Here is a 17,221-nt window from a genome sequence, read left to right on the forward strand (position 1 = left end):
CGTTGTGTCGATGGAAAGCCGACCTATCGGCTGGCAATCTTCAGGACTTTTTTGCTGTCGCCTTCGATCAGGATGAAACGGTATTCACGCCCCTTTTCCTTGTCGAAGCCAAATGCCTTGCCTGCCATGACGTGGTGTTTGGTGGTCGCGCCACAGTCACTCTCGTTACTCAATGAGCAGCTTTTGAATTCATCGACGATCACCACGGTGTTGCCATTATTTTTCAACTCGTAGCGGCTGGCAGTGTCATTGATGACGGTCTCGAAGCGAGCATCTTTGGGGCGCACGAAAAAGACTGTGCCGAACCCGGTCATCACGTTGACCCCGGCCGACAGGTTCTTTTTGTAGTCTTCGCGCTCTTCGCTTGAGACGGCGAATTCATCTTCCTTCTCCGGTACCACTGGCACGAAACGCACACGGAAGTAGCGCTCGCGGTCTCGCTCGCCCATGTACAACAGACGCGTGCCCTGCATGCCCTGGGCCGGCACGATCAGCCGCGCCGGGCTGGCCATCACGCCGTTGCGCGAGGCGCCGTCGGCGGCAGCTTCGAGCGGTATTTCCTTCGGCGTGCCGTCGGCCTCGTAGACGATTTCCAGTACGTTGACCTTGACGAAAGCGGTGGCATCGCCGCTGTTGAATACCCGTTTGAGGTAGGTACTTTTATCCGCATCCAGATAGTCATACACGGTGCCGACATTGATCTGCGGCCCGGCGTTGGCCGTCCCGAAAAACACACTGAGCACCCACAGCAAAAACACACGGTTCATCGTCTTTTATCCCATAAGAACAAAGTGGCCAGGCTCGAGCGGTCAAACTTCCGAGTCCCAGATAATGGTGATGTTGCCGCTGAACGTGTCGCTCACGCCGGGCCGCAGCAGAAAATCGATGGAGTCCTTGGGCATATCGAAACGTAGCGAGCCGGCCTTGCGATTCACATAGATCCCTGGTTGAAAGACTGATGACCAGGTGTTGTATCTCAGCGGGTAAAGCTTGACCGGCCCGCCCGGCCCGATGATTCCGTCGGGCAAGGTGAGGTAGGTTTCCACTTCGGTGGTACTGCCTTTGGGGCTGTACAGCTTGCAGCGGGTGCCGCCGGACGAGCTGCATAGCATCATGACTTTGAAGCGCGACGACGCCGACAGATAAAACAGCTGGTCGCGGTAGATCTTGCTCGGTTTGCGACCGCCTTCAATCCAGCGTTGCCACCCGCCCTCGGGTTCCAGCGAAACTTTGTTGCCGCCCGGTGGCAGGTCAACCTTCAGGGTGTGCTGTACGTCGAGGACGAAATCCAGGGTCAGGTTGGCGTCGTCCGGTTGCATCACTGGCCCCAGATCGAAATCGGCGCCGGGACCCAGGGTGTAGGGAATCGAGCCTGTGTACAGCCCGCTCGACATGCCCAGGGGATTGGGAGTGCGCAGTTCATAGGCGATATCGAGGGTGTCAAAGTACATGGAGGGAATGAAGTAAGCGGCCACCTTGACACAAGCTGCTTCCACGGGCGTTTTCCAGAAAAACCGATAACTCGTGGGGGTGTAAGCCCCAACACCGCTGTATTGACAGGGTGCCGGTGCGTAGACCCAACTGTTGTTGGTCCATAGCTTTTGATGACCTTCGAGTATGTCGGTCACCCCCACCAGACTGGCCGCTGATTCGCTCAAAATGAACCTGGAGCCAACACCGGTGATGCGCACTTCAACAGTCTCCGTTTCATGGGTCTCGGCATTGGTCACCGTCAGCTGTCGCCAGTTGGCCGGCACCTTCAATGGGATACCTTCGCCGACCCCGATGAAACGGCTGGCGTTGAACCGGATCGGCAGCTGAATACTGAACATATTGTTGGAAGCGCATTCACCCGGATAGCTCGCGCAGTAACCACTGTTCGGTGTTTTGTTGAGAAATGCATTTTTGTTTGGCTGAGAAGGATCCGGCTGAAACAACGCTCTGATTTCCTGATTCGCCGCCTCAGCCGAAGGCACCGCCAGTGCCATTAACAACCCCAGATAACAGGTAGATTTCTTCATATATTCACCCCGCCTTTTGCTCGTTGGAGGCGACGTCCGCCAGGGTGTCCGGCGTGCAGCGCAGATCACCGATCATCAACACATTGTTCTCACTGCGATGTCGGCTCGCATCGAGACGGAACTGGCACAGCAACTGGTTGCCCTGGCGCACTTCAAGCGTCGGTGAGCCGGCGTTCATTTCCATCGAGAAGAACCCGTCGACTTCCGTCACCCCGCGGCTGGCATGGTTGATCACGTGATGGCCCTTGAGCGGCCGACCCTGTTCATCGACCAGTCGCCCGAGCACCGTCATGGTTCTCATCACCCTAACCTTGCGGTACTCCACCCCGCCCTTGTTCAGGTGATAGCGCGTGCGCGGCGGTTCGATGGTCGCTGCCGGCACGTGATTGCCTTCAAAATCGAAGCTCACCGAACTGTTCTGGTACGCGGTAATCGGAATGAAATTGCGCCCCGGCTTCAACGCCGCGCCGCCACCGCTGTAATCGTCGGCGCGCAGGGTGATGTCGTCGATGTCTGATTCCACGTCGACAATCATTCCCGCGCCACGCATTTCGTAATGGCTGGTCATGAGCATTTGCTCGCCGCCGACGACCAAGGTGCTGTCCAGGTTAAGACCGCCGGTGAAGTTGCCGTTGTAGGACGAACGCTGGACGAAACCGTCGCCATTGACTGCGTCGGTACGAAAGTTGGCAAGGCTCGACACACCCACGCCGTAGGTGTCAGTGAGTGCAGTCACCGAGACGTTTTGCAGCACGTGATCCTTCAAATCCTTGCGCCAGCCGAGGGAAGCATTGTTGTCGCGGCTGCCGTCACGGGCCGTGCGCGAACCGATGCTGCCGGTGATCTGCTGGCCCGGCGCGCCCAAGGCCAGGTTAAGGCTCAGGTCGATCCCGCGGTTGCGTGCGTCGCCGCTGCTGAAACTGCCGGGGCGATCAAATAGCGACAGACGCCAACTCGCATCGCTGCCAAGCAACGTAGCGCGCTGGGTCCAACCCAGATCCATACCGATGCCATCGATGTTGCCCTCGCTGTGGGACACCCGTCCGCTGATCGAACTTTTACTGCTGACCCGATGGTTGATCGCCAGGGATGAATTGCTGGTTTCGCCCATGAACACATTGCGTTGGCGCACCCGTGTACCGTCTGGCAGGGTTTCGTACAGGTTGGTGGTGTCCAGCCAGCTGCGGTTGTGGCTGATCACCAGGCTACCGGAGCCATAGTTGTAAAGACTTTGCAGATCGAGACCGGTGCCATGATCCTGGGTCTGATACACGTTGGCATACAGGCTGATGTGATTGGCCAGGGTCCAGTCGATGGAACTGCCGTATTGCAGTTTTTCGCGAATCTGCCGCGCCGATAACCCGAGAATGACTCGCGGGTGCAACAGGTAATTGATCGAGGCGCCGGCCGTAGGACTGCCGCTGGACTGCTGGTCCCAGTTACTGAGCAGTTTGCTTTCTTCACCGGCAAACAGGTTGTAGCGCCAGCGCTCATCGAGGTTGCGCCAGTTGTTGGGTTTGTAGACCAGCTCCTGGGTAGTGGAGGTGATCTGGCCATCTTCGACCAAGCGCACTTCCACTTCGTAGATCCCGCCTGGCAGCGGCCGGGTATCGAGGGTTTGCAATCCCGCGGGCACTGACTGGGTGTTGATCAACAGACCGTCGCGATAGATCTCCACCGACCCTTGGCGATTGGCCGTGACATAAATCGGGTAGACGCTGGGCATCGGACTGTTGATCGCCAGGCTGTCAGAGCTGCCGAACATGACGCCGACAGCGGTATCGGGGCTGGTGCCAAACGTACGAGGTTGACGGGTCAGCCCTTCGGAACTTGGGGTGAAATAGCCCAGGCGCAGGAAACTGCCCTGCAGTTCGCGCTGGGTGTAGAGCTCGTGAACCGCGTGATAAAGCTTATCGTCGGGACCGCCGAGGCGGGCCAATTGCATGTTGAACGTCTGGCTCCAGTTGCCCAGGCTCGCGCTGGCTTCAAGGCCATAGCGCCCACCCAGATCCTGATCCTGGCCGCCATTGAGGTTGAGCTGGTTGCGCACCATCAGGCCGCTACTGCCGCCATCCGGCTGCTCGTAATAACGCCTGGCCTCCAGATCGCGCTCGGCGTTTTCGGTGAGGATCGAAACCAACGAGCTTTCCAGGTTGTAGTGCACGGCCAGCACCTGATCCGGGCATGATCCCGTGCAATTGCCCAGCGGCACACCCGGCTTGAGATAACTTGCCCATTTTTCCCGTTCAGCGGGGCCGAAACGGTTTTCGCTGGTGTCGGTAAATTCGAGCAGGGTAACGCGATCATCGCGAGACAACACCACCATGGCCTCTCCCAGAGGCTGTTGATCGAGTTCTACCCGGACAGCCAGAGGCACATCAAAGAAATGCTCCTCGAAATCCGTCGGAAGACCTTTGGCCTGCGCCAGGAGACTTCGCGGTGTCGTACCGGCGGAAGAAACGGGAGCCGCCGCTGCACTGGCGCAAAACAACAGCGCAAGCGCAGCCGCGATGGGGGTCATCGGGAACATGAACTCTTACTCTGATTACGATCAAGTTGAAGTCCGACGGGACAAACAATGCTGTTTGCCCTGTCGGTTTGCGCGACTTTGAAAGTTAGCGCGAGCCGCCCACGGGAGGGACAGCGTCGAAGGTCATTGCCACGACACCGGTGTAGTCGCCCGGCAGGAAGGTCGTACCTACCGCACTGATTTTCAGCGGTGCGCGGAAGTTCACGTCAGACTCGGCTTCACCTACAACCATTTGCGGGGTCAAGTTGAGTTCCTTGTTATTGAGTTCCACTTTCAAAGCAATGGTATTGGAACCAGAGATCAGTTTTGGCGCGCTGTCCAGGCTGGCGTGAACCGAACCGTTGTTGTTACGAACATCGAAGAACCCGTTCACTTCTCCCATTTTGCCGGTGGTAGGCTGGAAGCTCATATCCTGATCCTTGTTGACGAGGTCAGGATGGGTAGGCACCACGTAGAAACCATTAGTCGGCACGTGGGCGACGATGCTGATGGAGTGAGCAGCTTCACCTGCGGCAAATGCCCCGGAGGAACCCAGCGCCAAAAAAGCCAATGGGGCAGCGATTGCGATTTTCTTGAACATTGTTAAATACCTGTTTTCTTTATGGAATCGGTTCATTGAAAGTTAAAAAATGCTTACCCGTAACAGGTCGCTTTATTTAAACTTCCAACGCCGAAACATCTTCGACTTCTTGTTCCGGAAAGTAAGCAGGCAACTTCCCATGAGCGCGTAGTTAAACAACCTCATGACCAGAAGGAAAAAGAAACAAAAAACCCAAACACCAAACAGTGACTGTAAGTTACAGCCTACATACAGTTTTTCTAAAAAAACCATACAGCGGCTTCGCCTAGACAACAATGGACCTGCAGGATTTTTAGAACATAAGCTCAACTATTATTAGAGCAATAGCTTTAACTATTAAGCAATTCCTGCATCGGCGACAAAATCAGCTGATGTACGGTGATATTTCCTGGTGAATTGCATCATTGACCGCGCCAACCGCTCGTCGGCACAGATCAGCCCCTTGCAAAAAACATCTTGCACTGCGCTTAAGATATATCTTAAGTTGTATCTAAATACGACGAGAGCAGCGAAAAATGAGAGACCATCATTCCCAACACCGCGACCATAACGACGGCCGCGACGGCTTCGAAAAACGCCCAGGCCCCGGCCGCGAACGCGGTGGCCGTGGCCCACGGGTCTTCGCCCCAGGCGATTTGAAATTGCTGTTGCTGGCGCTGATCGCCGAACAGCCGTGCCACGGCTATGACCTGATCCGCCAGATCGAAAGCATGTTCGACGGCGCGTACAGCCCCAGCCCCGGTGTGATTTACCCGACCCTGACCTTCCTTGAAGAAAGCGAAATGATCCTGGGCGACGCCGAGGGCGGAAAAAAACGCTACACCATCACCGATGCCGGACGTCTGTCGTTAAGCGATCAGGCGATCGCACTGGACGGCGTGCGGATGCGCATCGAAGTCAGCAAGCGCTCATTGCGCGGCCATGACCGCCCCGCCGAGATTCACGAAGCAGTGCACAACTTGCGTCATGCCTTGCAGATGCATCACGGCCGCTGGAGCCCGGAAGAAATCCTGCGGGTGCGCGACCTGCTTAACAACACCGCCAAAGCCATCGTCGATGGCCCTGTCGTTCAACCCGCTCAGGAGCAAGCCGAATGACTGAAGTGATCGTGCAAACCATCCACCGTGTCAGCCACGAGATCAAACGCCGTCGCCTGGAAGTGTTGCGGGTGGTCGACCTGACGCCGCGCATGCGCCGCATCACGCTGGGTGGGCCGGAATTAGCGGGCTTCGTCAGCCTCGGCACGGACGACCACGTCAAACTGTTGTTCCCACAGAATGAAGCGCAGCAGGCGGCGCTGGAAACCCTGGTACTCGGTGCCGGCAAAGACAACGGCCCGATGCCCGCCATGCGTGATTACACCCCTCGGCGCATTGACCTCGACGCACTGGAACTGGACATCGACTTCGTACTGCACGGTGACGGCCCCGCCTCGACCTGGGCCGAACAGGCCAAACCCGGCCAGTTCCTGCACATCGGCGGGCCACGGGGTTCGATGATCGTGCCGGACATTTTCGACAGCTACCTGTTGATCGGCGATGAGACGGCCATCCCCGCGATTGCTCGTCGACTGGAAGGCCTGGCGGCCAATCGCCGGGCACTGGTGATCATCGAAGTGGAGAACGGTGCCGAGCAGCAAAAACTCGACAGCGTGGCGCAGGTCAATGTGATCTGGGTACTGCGCGAAGGCGGCAGCAATAACCTGCTGAACACCGTGAAGCAGCTGCAGGTGCCCAGCGGCAACCTATACGCCTGGGTGGCGACCGAGAGCAAAGTGTCGCGGCAGATACGCCGGGTGTTGCTGGATGAGCACGGGCTTAACGAGCAGTTCGTCAAAGCCGTGGGTTACTGGCGGGCGGATGAAAGCGACGACGAGTGAAACCTTAAAAGATCGCAGCCTGCGGCAGCTCCTACAGGGTGTACGACGATCCATTGTAGGAGCTGCCGCAGGCTGCGATCCTGGCGACCTTATTGGCGATGACGTCTATCCAGCCCAACCACCAACAACGCTATCGCCACAAACCCCAATAGCAGCCCCCCGGCATTCACAAACACCTGTGGATAACCCAGTTTGCCGACATCAATGAAAGGATAGGGATAAACCGCCAGCAGATGCCCGCGCCACAACGAGTACGCGAAATACACCACTGGATAGATCACCCACGCAGCGATATGCCGCAGTCGCAACGTGCCTTTCGGCACACAGCACCACCAATAAGTCAGAAACAGCAGGGGCATGACGTCATGCATCAGCTCATCGGCCAGCCATTGCCAGCCTTGCGGATGCCATAAATGACGCAACAACACGTTGTACCCCAGGCCGACCACGGCGATGCTCACGGCAATGCCGCTACTCACCCACGGCTGCAAGAACCAGCGTCGCGCCGCCGACTCGCGGGACGTCAGCTCACACGTCAGCACGGTCGCCACCAGCGTATTGCTCAGCACGGTGAAATAGCTGAAGAAGCTGACCAGCCCGCCGAGCAGGCTGGCCGCCAGCGTCCAGCGTGAGTAGAAAATCAGGTACAGCTGAATGCTCAGTCCCGCCCAGCCAAGCACCGCCGCCACGGCGACAAAACGACGCCTCGCGGCAGAACCTGGCGTCGGTGGGTTGACCATGCTCAGACCGGGCGCTTGGTGCGCATCAGCTTCACGTACAAGCGTTCGACCTTCTCCCGCGCCCACGGGGTTTTGCGCAGGAATGTCAGGCTCGACTTGATGCTCGGATCACTCTTGAAACAGCGGATATCGATGCGCTCGGCCAGCCCCGACCATTCGTAGTGTTCAACCAGCGCGTTGAGGATTTGCTCCAGCGTCACGCCGTGCAGCGGGTTGTTGTTCTGTTCGGTCATGCCGGGCCTTCGAGCGGTGAAAGAATGGGAAGCCGCGCACCTTAGCCGAGGGCTTCGTTGGGGGGAAGCGATCTGTGTGCGGTCAGTTAAATGTAGGTGAAACGCAAAAGATCGCAGCCTCGTTTCACTCGACAGCTCCTACATTGGAATGCGTTCACCTGTAGGAGCTGTCGAGTGAAACGAGGCTGCGATCTTTTCCACTGACTGTTACCAAATCCGAAACGCTCCATGTCGTTAAAAGCGCTTTCTCTATTTGTAACAGGACATTATCCTTGCGCCCGTCAAGCTGAAACGCTTCCGCTGCCCGCGACATACTGCCGCTTCAGTTCACCCCCCAGAAAAGACCAAGAATTACTTCCCCTATGCCTTATCTTCAAACTCCGCGAGACAGCGCTGTCCGCACCACTATTGCTGGTCGAAAAGCCCTGAACCTGATTGGCGGATTCACCGCGCTGGGCCTCGCCACTTGCACCCAGGCCGCTCCGGCTTTCGATAGTGAGTCGCCGTGGATGCTGGGCGACTGGAACGGCACGCGCACCGAACTTTCGGAAAAAGGCTACGACTTCAAAGTCGATTACACCGGCGAAATGGGCAGCAATCTGCACGGCGGTTACGACCATGACCGCACCGCTCGCTACAGCGACCAGTTTGGCCTCGGCACGCACCTGGACCTGCAGAAGATTCTGGGCTGGGACCACGCCGAATTTCAGCTGACCATCACCGAGCGCAACGGCAACAACATCAGCAACGACCGCATCAATGATCCGCGTGTAGGCGGGTTCACCTCGGCTCAGGAAGTCTGGGGTCGCGGGCAAACCTGGCGCCTGACGCAGATGTGGTATCAGCAGAAATTCTTCGATCAAAAGCTCGACATCAAGGTCGGCCGTTTCGGCGAAGGCGAAGACTTCAACAGCTTCCCCTGCGACTTCCAGAACCTGGCGTTCTGCGGCTCTCAGGTCGGCAACTGGGTCGGTGGCATCTGGTACAACTGGCCGGTCAGCCAGTGGGCGATGCGGGTCAAATATCACCTGACGCCGGAGCTGTACGCGCAGGTCGGTGCCTACGAGCAAAACCCGTCGAACCTTGATCGCGACAATGGCTTCAAGCTCAGCGGCAGCGGCACCCAGGGCGCGATCCTGCCGGTGGAACTGGTCTGGTCGCCGAAGCTCAACGGCCTGCCGGGTGAATACCGCGCCGGCTATTACTACAGCAGTGCTAACGCCACCGACGCTTACAAGGACAGCAACGGTCAGCCGGCAGCCCTGAGTGGCGAGGCTTACCGCAGCACGTCAAGCAAACACGGTGTGTGGCTCGGTGTGCAGCAGCAATTGACCAGCCGCGCCAGCGACAACTCCCGCGGCCTGAGCGTGTTCGCCAACGGCACGATGCACGACAAGAAGACCAACGCCATCGACAACTATGTCCAGGCAGGCGTCGTCTACAAAGGCTTGTTCGATGCGCGCGCCAAGGACGACATCGGTTTCGCCCTGGCTCGCGTCCACGTCAACCCGGCCTATCGCAAGAACGCCGAGGCGACCAATCAGGCCCGCGCGGTCTTCGACTACAACGACCCGTCCTTTCTGCCACCGCAGGACACCGAATACAGCGCCGAACTCTATTACGGCGTGCACGTCACGAACTGGCTGACCGTGCGCCCGAACCTGCAATACATCCGCCACCCCGGTGGCGTGGACCAGGTCGATGACGCGCTGATTGGCGGGATCAAGATCCAGTCATCGTTCTAACCAACACCACAAAAACCTGTGGGAGCGAGCCTGCTCGCGATGGCGGAGTGTCAGTCGACATCAATGCTGAATGCGAGGCCGCCATCGCGAGCAAGCTCGCTCCCACAGGGAATGCGGCGTCCAAACACTTTTTACATGAACCATGCCCGCACAGGATCGTCATCTACAGTGAACTTGCGCGGAACTACTTAAAACGTCACGGAGAACCACACTATGAGCACTGATGGTGCTTTGAGTCGAAGCCGTCTGCTGCCGAGCCTGCTCGGTATCCTGCTTCTGCTAATAGGCCTGGCCATGCTGGCCGGGGGGATCAAGCTGAGCATGCTCGGCGGCTCGCTGTATTACCTGCTGGCCGGTATCGGCCTGGCGCTGACCGGGGGGCTGCTGATCGCTGCCCGCCGCGCTGCACTGGGCCTCTACGCGCTGGTGCTGTTCGCCAGCACCGTTTGGGCCTTGTGGGAAGTCGGCCTCGATTGGTGGCAACTGGTGCCGCGTCTGGCCATGCTGTTTGCGCTGGGCCTCGTCATGTTGCTGCCGTGGTTCCGCCGTCCGCTGTTGCTCACTGGCCCTGCGCCGATGGGCACCGGCGCACTGAGCGTGGCCGTGGTGCTGGCGGGCGTTGCTGCGCTGGCCAGCCAATTCACCAATCCGGGTGAAATCAAAGGCCAACTGGACCGCGACAGCGTACCGGGCATGACCAACACCGCCCCGGCCATGCCCGACGGTGACTGGAACTCCTACGGCCGCAGCGCTCACGGCGATCGTTACTCACCACTGACACAGATCACCCCGCAGAACGTGAACAAGCTCGTTCCGGCCTGGACCTACCGCACCGGCGACCTGCCTGGGCCGAACGACCCGGGTGAAACCACTGCCGAAAACACCCCGCTGAAAGTCAACGGCATGCTCTACGTCTGCACGCCGCACAGCCAGGTGATCGCGCTGGACCCGGACACTGGCAAGGAAATCTGGCGTTTCGATCCGAAGCTCTCCACGCAAAACGCGGCGAACTTCAAGGGTTGGGCGCACATGACCTGCCGTGGCGTGACGTATCACGATGACGCCGCTTACGCGTCCGAGCAAAGCCCGACGGGCACTGCCAGCCCTGCGCCGGTCAGCAGCGTCTGTCCACGCCGGATCTTCCTGCCGACTGCCGACACCCGTCTGATCGCCCTCGACGCCGACACCGGCAAGATGTGCGAAGACTTTGGTGACAAGGGCCAGGTTGATCTGCGCGCCAACATCGGCGGCTTCACTGCCGGCGGTTACTACTCCACCTCACCTCCAGCGGTCACTAAAGACCTGGTGGTGATTGGCGGCCACGTCACCGACAACGTCTCTACCGACGAGCCTAGCGGCGTGATCCGCGCGTTCGACGTGCACACCGGCAAACTGGTGTGGAACTGGGACAGTGGCAACCCGGACGACACCACGCCGATTGCCGAAGGCAAGGTCTACACCCGCAACTCGCCGAACATGTGGTCCATGTTCGCCGTCGATGAAAAACTCGGCATGCTTTACCTGCCGATGGGCAACCAGACCCCGGACCAGTTCGGTGGCGATCGCACGCCAGAATCGGAACTGCATGCCGCCGGCCTGACCGCCCTCGACATCGCCACCGGCCAAGTGCGCTGGCACATGCAGTTCACCCACCATGACCTGTGGGACATGGACGTCGGTGGCCAGCCAACCCTGATGGACCTGAAAACCGCAGACGGTGTGAAACCAGCGGTACTCGCGTCCACCAAGCAAGGCAGCATCTACGTGCTGGACCGCAGCACCGGCAAGCCGATCGTGCCGATCAACGAAGTGCCTGTACCGCAGGGCTCGGTGGAAGGTGATCACACCTCGCCAACCCAACCGAAATCCGACCTGAACCTGATGCCGCCGCCGCTGCAAGAGCGCGACATGTGGGGCGTCACCCCGTTCGACCAACTGATCTGCCGGATCGACTTCAAATCCATGCGCTACGACGGCCCGTTCACGCCGCCATCGCTGCAAGGTTCGATCGTGTATCCAGGCAACTTCGGCGTGTTCGACTGGGGCGGCATCTCGGTTGACCCGGTGCGTCAGATTGCTTTCATGAACCCGGACTACATGGCGTTCAAATCGAAAATGATCCCGGCCGCCGAAATCGCTGCCCAAGGCCCGCGTAAAAGCGAAACCGAAGGCGTGCAGCCAAACAAAGGCGCGCCATACGGCGTCATCCTCGAACCCCTGCTCTCGCCATTGGGCCTGCCGTGCCAGGCGCCAGCCTGGGGTTATGTGGCGGCGGTCGACCTGACCACCAGCAAAATCATCTGGAAACACAAAAACGGCACCGTGCGCGACAGCTCGCCGGCTCCGATCCCGCTGAGCATGGGCGTGCCTAGCCTGGGCGGCACCTTCACCACTGCCGGCGGCGTTGGCTTCCTGAGCGGCACCCTCGACCAGTACCTGCGCGCCTATGACGTGAAAAACGGCAAGCCGTTGTGGGAAGGCCGCCTGCCAGCCGGCGCGCAAACCACGCCGATGACCTACACCGGCAAGGACGGCAAGCAATACGTGCTTGTTGTTGCAGGTGGTCATGGGTCGCTGGGCACCAAACAAGGTGACTATGTGATTGCGTACAAACTGTCGGAATAAGTTTTAGCGGCGGTTAAAGGAAAGGCGACTCCTGTGAGGGGGTCGCCTTTTTTGTGCTGACCGGGCATGAACGCAATCCCTTGTAAGAGCGAAGCTTGCTCGCGAAAGCTTGACCGTGAACAGAGTATCTACAGGGATCGCATGCGAATCGGTGTTATTTCTCAATCACGTCAGGGCGCATGGGTGCCAGTCTGGCGATCAAGCAGTTTTGTACGGGGACGCTGATGCCCTGTTCATCCATCGCGGCGATAAGGTCTTCGACCAGTGCATTGAAGTCGCTGCGACTGACGTTCTGACCCTTGTGACTCTCGGCCATGCTGTCGCCGGTGTACACACAAGGGCCGCCCGCTTCGACGCAGAACTGTTCGATCAGTTTGTCCCGCAGGCGCTGGATATCAATCTTGCGAAAACGCTCGACAATGCGTTCATCCCTGGCGATTTTCAGCAACATGCCTTCAACAATCCGAGTGATCCCCGGACGCTCGCCGAGGTCGCGGTAGAGGCTGTCGTCCTTGGGCGGTTGCTGTACGCAGGCACTCAACAGCAGCGCCAGAATCAGAGGGGAAATCCGCATCAGAAACTCCCCTGGATTGACAGATACGTGCCGTTCTGGTTATCCAGCGTGGCGATTTCGCCGAGCCGGGCGTAGGCCAACACCACCGAGACATGCTTGTTGGGGAAATAGCTGACAAACAGGTCCGCCCAATCGCTTTCCCTGGAGAACGACAGGTTGTCTGGTTTCTCTCGATACTCAACGCCCACCGCCCAACGCGGATTGAACAGCACCGCGACCGAACCTTCTTTCAACAGGCTGCGCGAGTCGCGACGATCACCGCCAAACCCCAGCAACCCCAACTCGTTCGCACGGCTGTAACGCAAGCTGCCATTGACCAACAGGTTGTAGCCAAACGCTGCACCCATGAACAAACGACTGGCGGCCAGATAACCTTCGGTATCGCTGTCACGTTTGGCGCCAACCAGGCTGGGGATCAAAAAATCATGCTGATGTTTGTATTCCAGTCCCAACGAAACCTGCGGCAAGTCGTCGTAGATCACGTCGCCAAACAGCCGAACCTTCACCCCAAGCACGTCCTGTCCGAGGCTGTCTTCCGGCAGGTTCAGCTTGTGCACCAACGAACCGAGATCAAAGCGTTGCCGGGCAAAGGACAATTCAACGCGGTTGTCATAGGCCAACGCGAGACCCGCCACATCCAGCCGATAGTCCGGCAGGTTGACGGTGGTGGCGAACGCCGTGGCGCCCCACTCATTCTTTTCGCCATAACCGGCGAGCACCGCCCACGGCGTGATGCCACCGCCCGCCGTACCTTCGAGGCTGCTGGCGCCGCCGGTGGCGATCAGACGACCGTTTTCGGCCACGGCGGTTTGCAGGGTCAGGCCGACGAGACAGCCGAGCAACAGGGAAAAACGTGAAGTCATGAATCAATGAACCATGGAAGTTTGAGCGCTCAGGGGCAACGCCACCCAAGCTTCGAACGCCGCCGCGCTCAGCGGGCGACTGATGAGATAACCCTGCGCCGTGTCGCACTGCCAGCGTTCGAGCAAACGCAGGCTGTGGGCATATTCAACGCCCTCGGCCACCACTTTGAGTCCCAGGTTATGGCTCATTTCGATGGTCGAACGAACGATCACCGCGTCCTCGCTGGTTTCATCCAGATCGCGAACGAAGGACTGATCGATCTTCAACTCTTGCACCGGCAAACGCTTGAGGTGAGCCAGCGATGAGTAACCAGTGCCGAAGTCATCCACCGACAAACTGATGCCGCAATCACGCAACTGATGCAGCACTTTAAGGGCTCGCTCCGGTTCACGCATGACCGCGCTTTCGGTGATTTCGAAAATCAATTGTTCAGCCGGCAAGCGATAAACCCGCAACAGCGCCGAGACCCGCTCGGCCAGGTCATCACTGAGCAAGTCATCGGCAGAAATGTTCAGCGACAGCTGCAAACGCAGGCCCCGGCGATTCCATTCCGAGAGCTGGCGCATGCCTTCGCCGATCACCCAATTAGTCAACGTTTGAATGCTGCCGGTGCGCTCGGCCAAGGGAATGAATTCTGCCGGCGAGACCATGCCAAATTGCGGATGCTGCCAGCGCAGCAAGGCTTCTGCCTGGCGTACATGGCCTTTGCTGATGTCGAGTTTGGGCTGGTAATGCAGCAGGAATTCGCCATTGCTTGCGGCGTGGCGCAAGTCACGGATCAGGGTGATCTGGCGGCGATGTACGAGGTCACGGCCCTGTTCGTAGATTTGCAGGCGACCGGGCAATTGCGCCGCGTCTTTCATCGCAATCGCGGCGCGCTCCAGCAAGGTGTGCGCGCTCAAGCCATCCACGAGATAGGCCGCGATGCCCATACGACACTCAAGCATCAGGTCATGGCCGTTGATGCGTTGGGGCTTGAGCAACAATTGTTGAAGCTGATCGGCCACCGCCACAGCGGCGTCACTGTCCATACCGTCGAGTAACAACAGGAATTCATCGGCAATCAAATGCGCCACGGTATCGCCGGGGCGCAGCGCGACTTGCAGGCGTTCGCCGGTCTGGCGCAGTAGTTGATCGACCGACTCAGGGCCAGCGGTTTCGTTGATCGCCCGCAGGTTATCGATGCCCATGTACACCAGCGCCATCGGTCGTTGTGCGGAGATCGCACTGCCCAAGCGTTCCATCGCCAGCGTGCGATTGGGCAGGCCGGTGAGTGGGTCGTGCAAAGCGTTGTGGGCCAGTTGCAGTTCACGCTCGGCGATGCCGCTTTGCATGGAATTGAACGCCGTGGCGAGCAGGCCCAGTTCATCGCTGCGCTTGAGGCTGACCGGCGTCTGGTAATCGCCCTGACCAATCCGCTCGGCGGCCTCGGCCAGCGCGCGCACCGGTTGCGACACACCACGGGCCAGTAACAAGGCGCCGGCCAGCGAGCCGAGCAACGCCACCAAGGCAATGCCGAGGATCTTTTCATCCAGCGGCGCGAAGGCTTGCATCGCTGCATCCAGCGGACTTTGCAACAGCGCGATCACCTGGTTATCGCTGCCTTGCGGAGCACTCGCCAGCATCAACGACTGGCCGAGGAAATTCTGATCGTGAAGCTCACTCAACTGCACCTGGCTGCCCTGCCGACTGCCGAGCATTAATCGCATGAGGCTGTCTTTCATGGCACTGGGCTGGGTGCTAACCAACTCGCCGACGTGGTGGCGATCGACGGTGAGGAACGACACTTCAAGGTTGGTCAGCGACTGCAATTCACCCGCCCAACTTGCGTCCATGCTGAACCCCATGACCACCCGAGCGATCGGCAGCGGCGCCAGCACCATGGCTTCCACCAACAAATGCGGTTTGCCCTGCAACGGCACGATCACCATGGTCTGTTGCGTGCGTCGGGCTTCTCGCAAGGCATGGTCGTAGCGGAACGGCGTACCTTCGACGACGTCATCGAGGGTGCTGGCCAGGACCTTGCCGTCCATACCCAGCAAAATCATGTCGCTGGCATTGATGCGTTTGCCATGGTTGAGCAGCACCGAGGCCATGGTCGCCGCGTCGCCGCTGGCCACCGCTTCGCGAAAACCGAAATCCGCCGCGAGCAACTGCGCGCCGTCGGCCAGCCGTCGGCCCCGCACTTCCAGTAACCGTTCGAATACCCGTGTGCCGACTTCCAATTGCGCACTGGCCTGGCCGCGCACTGCCGAGTTGGTCGCCGCCTTCACGCTGAAGTACAGCGCGCCGACCACCACCAGCAACAGCAGAATCAGAACACAGGCGACCCGCGCCTGAAAGCTACTGCGTAGTTTCATGGGCGGCTCGCTTAAAGGCATCGCCAAAGGCACTCGGTGCCGGCGCGGTCGGGGTTTGCTCGGCCTGGGCCTCTATGGTCAGGGCGAAGGCCTGCGTGAGGCCGGCCGCAGCGATTTTTACTTCGCCGCCGTCGACCGGTTGCATCCCCGAGGCTTGCGGGTGCCAGAGGGTGGCGTGATAAACCCCGGCCGGCGCGTCGAGGGTCAATTGGCCTTGGGCGTCGGTCACGCCGAAACGCGGGTCATCGGTGACATAGACGTAGCCGAGCATCCAGTCGTGAATGTTGCAGCCGAGCACCACCACGCCAGGTTTGTCGAACAGCACCGGGTCGGACGGCGTGCCTTCGTACAGCCGCAGTTCAAAGCGCTTGGCCGGCGAAAACGAATAGACCTGATGGCGGATGTTGTCGCTGTTGGGAAATTTGATCGGCGTGCCGGTGTGCACCGCCAGCACGTGGGGCGCGAATTGCTGACTGCGCTGGTCCATGTCGGCCTTGAGCGCGCCCACCGGCAGACCGACCGGACCTTGCAGGGTGACGACCGCATCGGCCAGGGATTTGCCATTTTGATCATGCATCTGGATTTGCAGCGGCGCGGCATTGGCCAAACCAATGAGACAGAGCGCTGCGGCTATGAACAAAGCAGAAATCAAACGGGCCATGAGGCTTCCAAAAAAGTCAGGGAGTCGAAATGGCCTGCCTTGGCGATAGGATCGTACTGAAGCCCGACACGAAGGGGATGATGCCTGAATTAAGGCTAAGTGCCATCACTGAATAGTACATGACAGATGACCGCTCGTCCGGCCAAAACTTATGCAACAAGTTAGCTTCTGTATAGGTTATCGACCACGAATGAAAAAACTGAAGACGGGACGCGCGTCCTATAAACACCGCCCTCTGTAGGAGCAAAGCTTGCTCGCGATAGCGGTGGGTCAGCCAACATCAATGTTGAATGTTTAGCCGTCATCGCGAGCAAGCTTTGCTCCTACAGGAAATCAGAGTTCATTCGGGCAATGACCTGTCAAAATCCTGAACACACCCTGAAATATCCCCCGCCATTGAAACCACCCC

14 protein-coding genes are annotated in these 17,221 nt (G+C 59.0%); 4 read left to right on the top strand and 10 right to left on the bottom strand.

The window, feature by feature from the left end; genetic code table 11:
* Window positions 1-23: 23 nt before the first annotated feature.
* The 4 genes from ACIQU2_RS07955 to ACIQU2_RS07970 all read right to left on the bottom strand — a co-directional run bounded on the left by ACIQU2_RS07955 (window position 24) and on the right by ACIQU2_RS07970 (window position 5,131).
* Window positions 24-767: a molecular chaperone gene (locus ACIQU2_RS07955; protein ID WP_347806047.1), complete on the bottom strand. Its 744-nt coding sequence runs from the start codon at window positions 765-767 to the stop codon at window positions 24-26.
* A 42-nt stretch (window positions 768-809) separates the two neighbouring features.
* The gene (locus ACIQU2_RS07960) at window positions 810-2,021 is read right to left on the bottom strand and encodes a hypothetical protein (protein WP_403139873.1); all 1,212 of its coding nucleotides are present in this window, start codon (window positions 2,019-2,021) and stop codon (window positions 810-812) included.
* Window positions 2,022-2,025: 4 nt separating this feature from the next.
* Entirely contained in the window at window positions 2,026-4,551 is a 2,526-nt protein-coding gene (locus ACIQU2_RS07965) for a CS1-pili formation C-terminal domain-containing protein (RefSeq protein ID WP_403139875.1), read from the bottom strand.
* Window positions 4,552-4,636: 85 nt separating this feature from the next.
* Window positions 4,637-5,131, bottom strand: a complete 495-nt coding sequence (locus ACIQU2_RS07970; RefSeq protein ID WP_347806050.1) for a CS1 type fimbrial major subunit — start codon at window positions 5,129-5,131, stop codon at window positions 4,637-4,639.
* 515 nt (window positions 5,132-5,646) lie between these two features.
* On the opposite strand from ACIQU2_RS07970, the gene ACIQU2_RS07975 reads away from it, so the two are divergent.
* Together ACIQU2_RS07975 and ACIQU2_RS07980 are read left to right on the top strand one after the other, a co-directional pair.
* Entirely contained in the window at window positions 5,647-6,228 is a 582-nt protein-coding gene (locus ACIQU2_RS07975) for a PadR family transcriptional regulator (RefSeq protein WP_347806051.1), read from the top strand.
* Entirely contained in the window at window positions 6,225-7,010 is a 786-nt protein-coding gene (locus ACIQU2_RS07980; protein WP_403139877.1) for a siderophore-interacting protein, read from the top strand. The genes ACIQU2_RS07975 and ACIQU2_RS07980 overlap by 4 nt, the downstream gene beginning before the upstream one ends.
* Window positions 7,011-7,099: 89 nt before the next feature.
* Here the strand turns inward: ACIQU2_RS07980 and ACIQU2_RS07985 are convergent, their stop codons facing one another.
* Window positions 7,100-7,750 (bottom strand): Pr6Pr family membrane protein, encoded by a 651-nt coding sequence (locus ACIQU2_RS07985; protein ID WP_403139878.1) that lies wholly within the window; start codon window positions 7,748-7,750, stop codon window positions 7,100-7,102.
* 2 nt (window positions 7,751-7,752) lie between these two features.
* Window positions 7,753-7,983 (bottom strand): VF530 family DNA-binding protein, encoded by a 231-nt coding sequence (locus ACIQU2_RS07990; RefSeq protein ID WP_007944895.1) that lies wholly within the window; start codon window positions 7,981-7,983, stop codon window positions 7,753-7,755.
* A 362-nt stretch (window positions 7,984-8,345) separates the two neighbouring features.
* On the opposite strand from ACIQU2_RS07990, the gene ACIQU2_RS07995 reads away from it, so the two are divergent.
* On the top strand, window positions 8,346-9,728 hold the full coding sequence (locus tag ACIQU2_RS07995; RefSeq protein WP_347806054.1) for a carbohydrate porin: 1,383 nt from the start codon (window positions 8,346-8,348) through the stop codon (window positions 9,726-9,728).
* A gap of 213 nt (window positions 9,729-9,941) precedes the next feature.
* A complete protein-coding gene (locus ACIQU2_RS08000) occupies window positions 9,942-12,353 on the top strand; it encodes a glucose/quinate/shikimate family membrane-bound PQQ-dependent dehydrogenase (protein ID WP_403139879.1) in 2,412 nt (803 codons plus the stop codon).
* Between the two features lie 154 nt (window positions 12,354-12,507).
* Here the strand turns inward: ACIQU2_RS08000 and ACIQU2_RS08005 are convergent, their stop codons facing one another.
* The 4 genes from ACIQU2_RS08005 to ACIQU2_RS08020 are packed head-to-tail and all read right to left on the bottom strand — an operon-like array spanning window position 12,508 to window position 16,812.
* Window positions 12,508-12,927 (bottom strand): group 1 truncated hemoglobin, encoded by a 420-nt coding sequence (locus ACIQU2_RS08005; RefSeq protein ID WP_129438124.1) that lies wholly within the window; start codon window positions 12,925-12,927, stop codon window positions 12,508-12,510.
* Window positions 12,927-13,790, bottom strand: coding sequence for a DUF3034 family protein (locus ACIQU2_RS08010; RefSeq protein WP_403139882.1), 864 nt, complete (start codon window positions 13,788-13,790; stop codon window positions 12,927-12,929). Before ACIQU2_RS08010 ends, ACIQU2_RS08005 begins: the two co-directional genes overlap by 1 nt.
* A gap of 3 nt (window positions 13,791-13,793) precedes the next feature.
* The gene (locus tag ACIQU2_RS08015; protein ID WP_403139884.1) at window positions 13,794-16,151 is read right to left on the bottom strand and encodes a putative bifunctional diguanylate cyclase/phosphodiesterase; all 2,358 of its coding nucleotides are present in this window, start codon (window positions 16,149-16,151) and stop codon (window positions 13,794-13,796) included.
* Window positions 16,135-16,812: a methylamine utilization protein gene (locus ACIQU2_RS08020; RefSeq protein ID WP_129438130.1), complete on the bottom strand. Its 678-nt coding sequence runs from the start codon at window positions 16,810-16,812 to the stop codon at window positions 16,135-16,137. Before ACIQU2_RS08020 ends, ACIQU2_RS08015 begins: the two co-directional genes overlap by 17 nt.
* Window positions 16,813-17,221: the final 409 nt, after the last annotated feature.

It is taken from the genome of Pseudomonas sp. NPDC098740, assembly GCF_044760065.1.
Taxonomy (GTDB): domain Bacteria; phylum Pseudomonadota; class Gammaproteobacteria; order Pseudomonadales; family Pseudomonadaceae; genus Aquipseudomonas; species Aquipseudomonas rossensis.

Excerpts from the sequence above, each read along its gene's own strand:
- ACIQU2_RS07955 (WP_347806047.1), bottom strand. The coding sequence starts at position 767 with ATGAACCGTGTGTTTTTGCTGTGGGTGCTCAGTGTGTTTTTCGGGACG.
- ACIQU2_RS07960 (WP_403139873.1), bottom strand. The coding sequence starts at position 2,021 with ATGAAGAAATCTACCTGTTATCTGGGGTTGTTAATGGCACTGGCGGTG.
- ACIQU2_RS07965 (WP_403139875.1), bottom strand. The coding sequence starts at position 4,551 with ATGTTCCCGATGACCCCCATCGCGGCTGCGCTTGCGCTGTTGTTTTGC.
- ACIQU2_RS07970 (WP_347806050.1), bottom strand. The coding sequence starts at position 5,131 with ATGTTCAAGAAAATCGCAATCGCTGCCCCATTGGCTTTTTTGGCGCTG.
- ACIQU2_RS07975 (WP_347806051.1), top strand. The coding sequence starts at position 5,647 with ATGAGAGACCATCATTCCCAACACCGCGACCATAACGACGGCCGCGAC.
- ACIQU2_RS07980 (WP_403139877.1), top strand. The coding sequence starts at position 6,225 with ATGACTGAAGTGATCGTGCAAACCATCCACCGTGTCAGCCACGAGATC.
- ACIQU2_RS07985 (WP_403139878.1), bottom strand. The coding sequence starts at position 7,750 with ATGGTCAACCCACCGACGCCAGGTTCTGCCGCGAGGCGTCGTTTTGTC.
- ACIQU2_RS07990 (WP_007944895.1), bottom strand. The coding sequence starts at position 7,983 with ATGACCGAACAGAACAACAACCCGCTGCACGGCGTGACGCTGGAGCAA.
- ACIQU2_RS07995 (WP_347806054.1), top strand. The coding sequence starts at position 8,346 with ATGCCTTATCTTCAAACTCCGCGAGACAGCGCTGTCCGCACCACTATT.
- ACIQU2_RS08000 (WP_403139879.1), top strand. The coding sequence starts at position 9,942 with ATGAGCACTGATGGTGCTTTGAGTCGAAGCCGTCTGCTGCCGAGCCTG.
- ACIQU2_RS08005 (WP_129438124.1), bottom strand. The coding sequence starts at position 12,927 with ATGCGGATTTCCCCTCTGATTCTGGCGCTGCTGTTGAGTGCCTGCGTA.
- ACIQU2_RS08010 (WP_403139882.1), bottom strand. The coding sequence starts at position 13,790 with ATGACTTCACGTTTTTCCCTGTTGCTCGGCTGTCTCGTCGGCCTGACC.
- ACIQU2_RS08015 (WP_403139884.1), bottom strand. The coding sequence starts at position 16,151 with ATGAAACTACGCAGTAGCTTTCAGGCGCGGGTCGCCTGTGTTCTGATT.
- ACIQU2_RS08020 (WP_129438130.1), bottom strand. The coding sequence starts at position 16,812 with ATGGCCCGTTTGATTTCTGCTTTGTTCATAGCCGCAGCGCTCTGTCTC.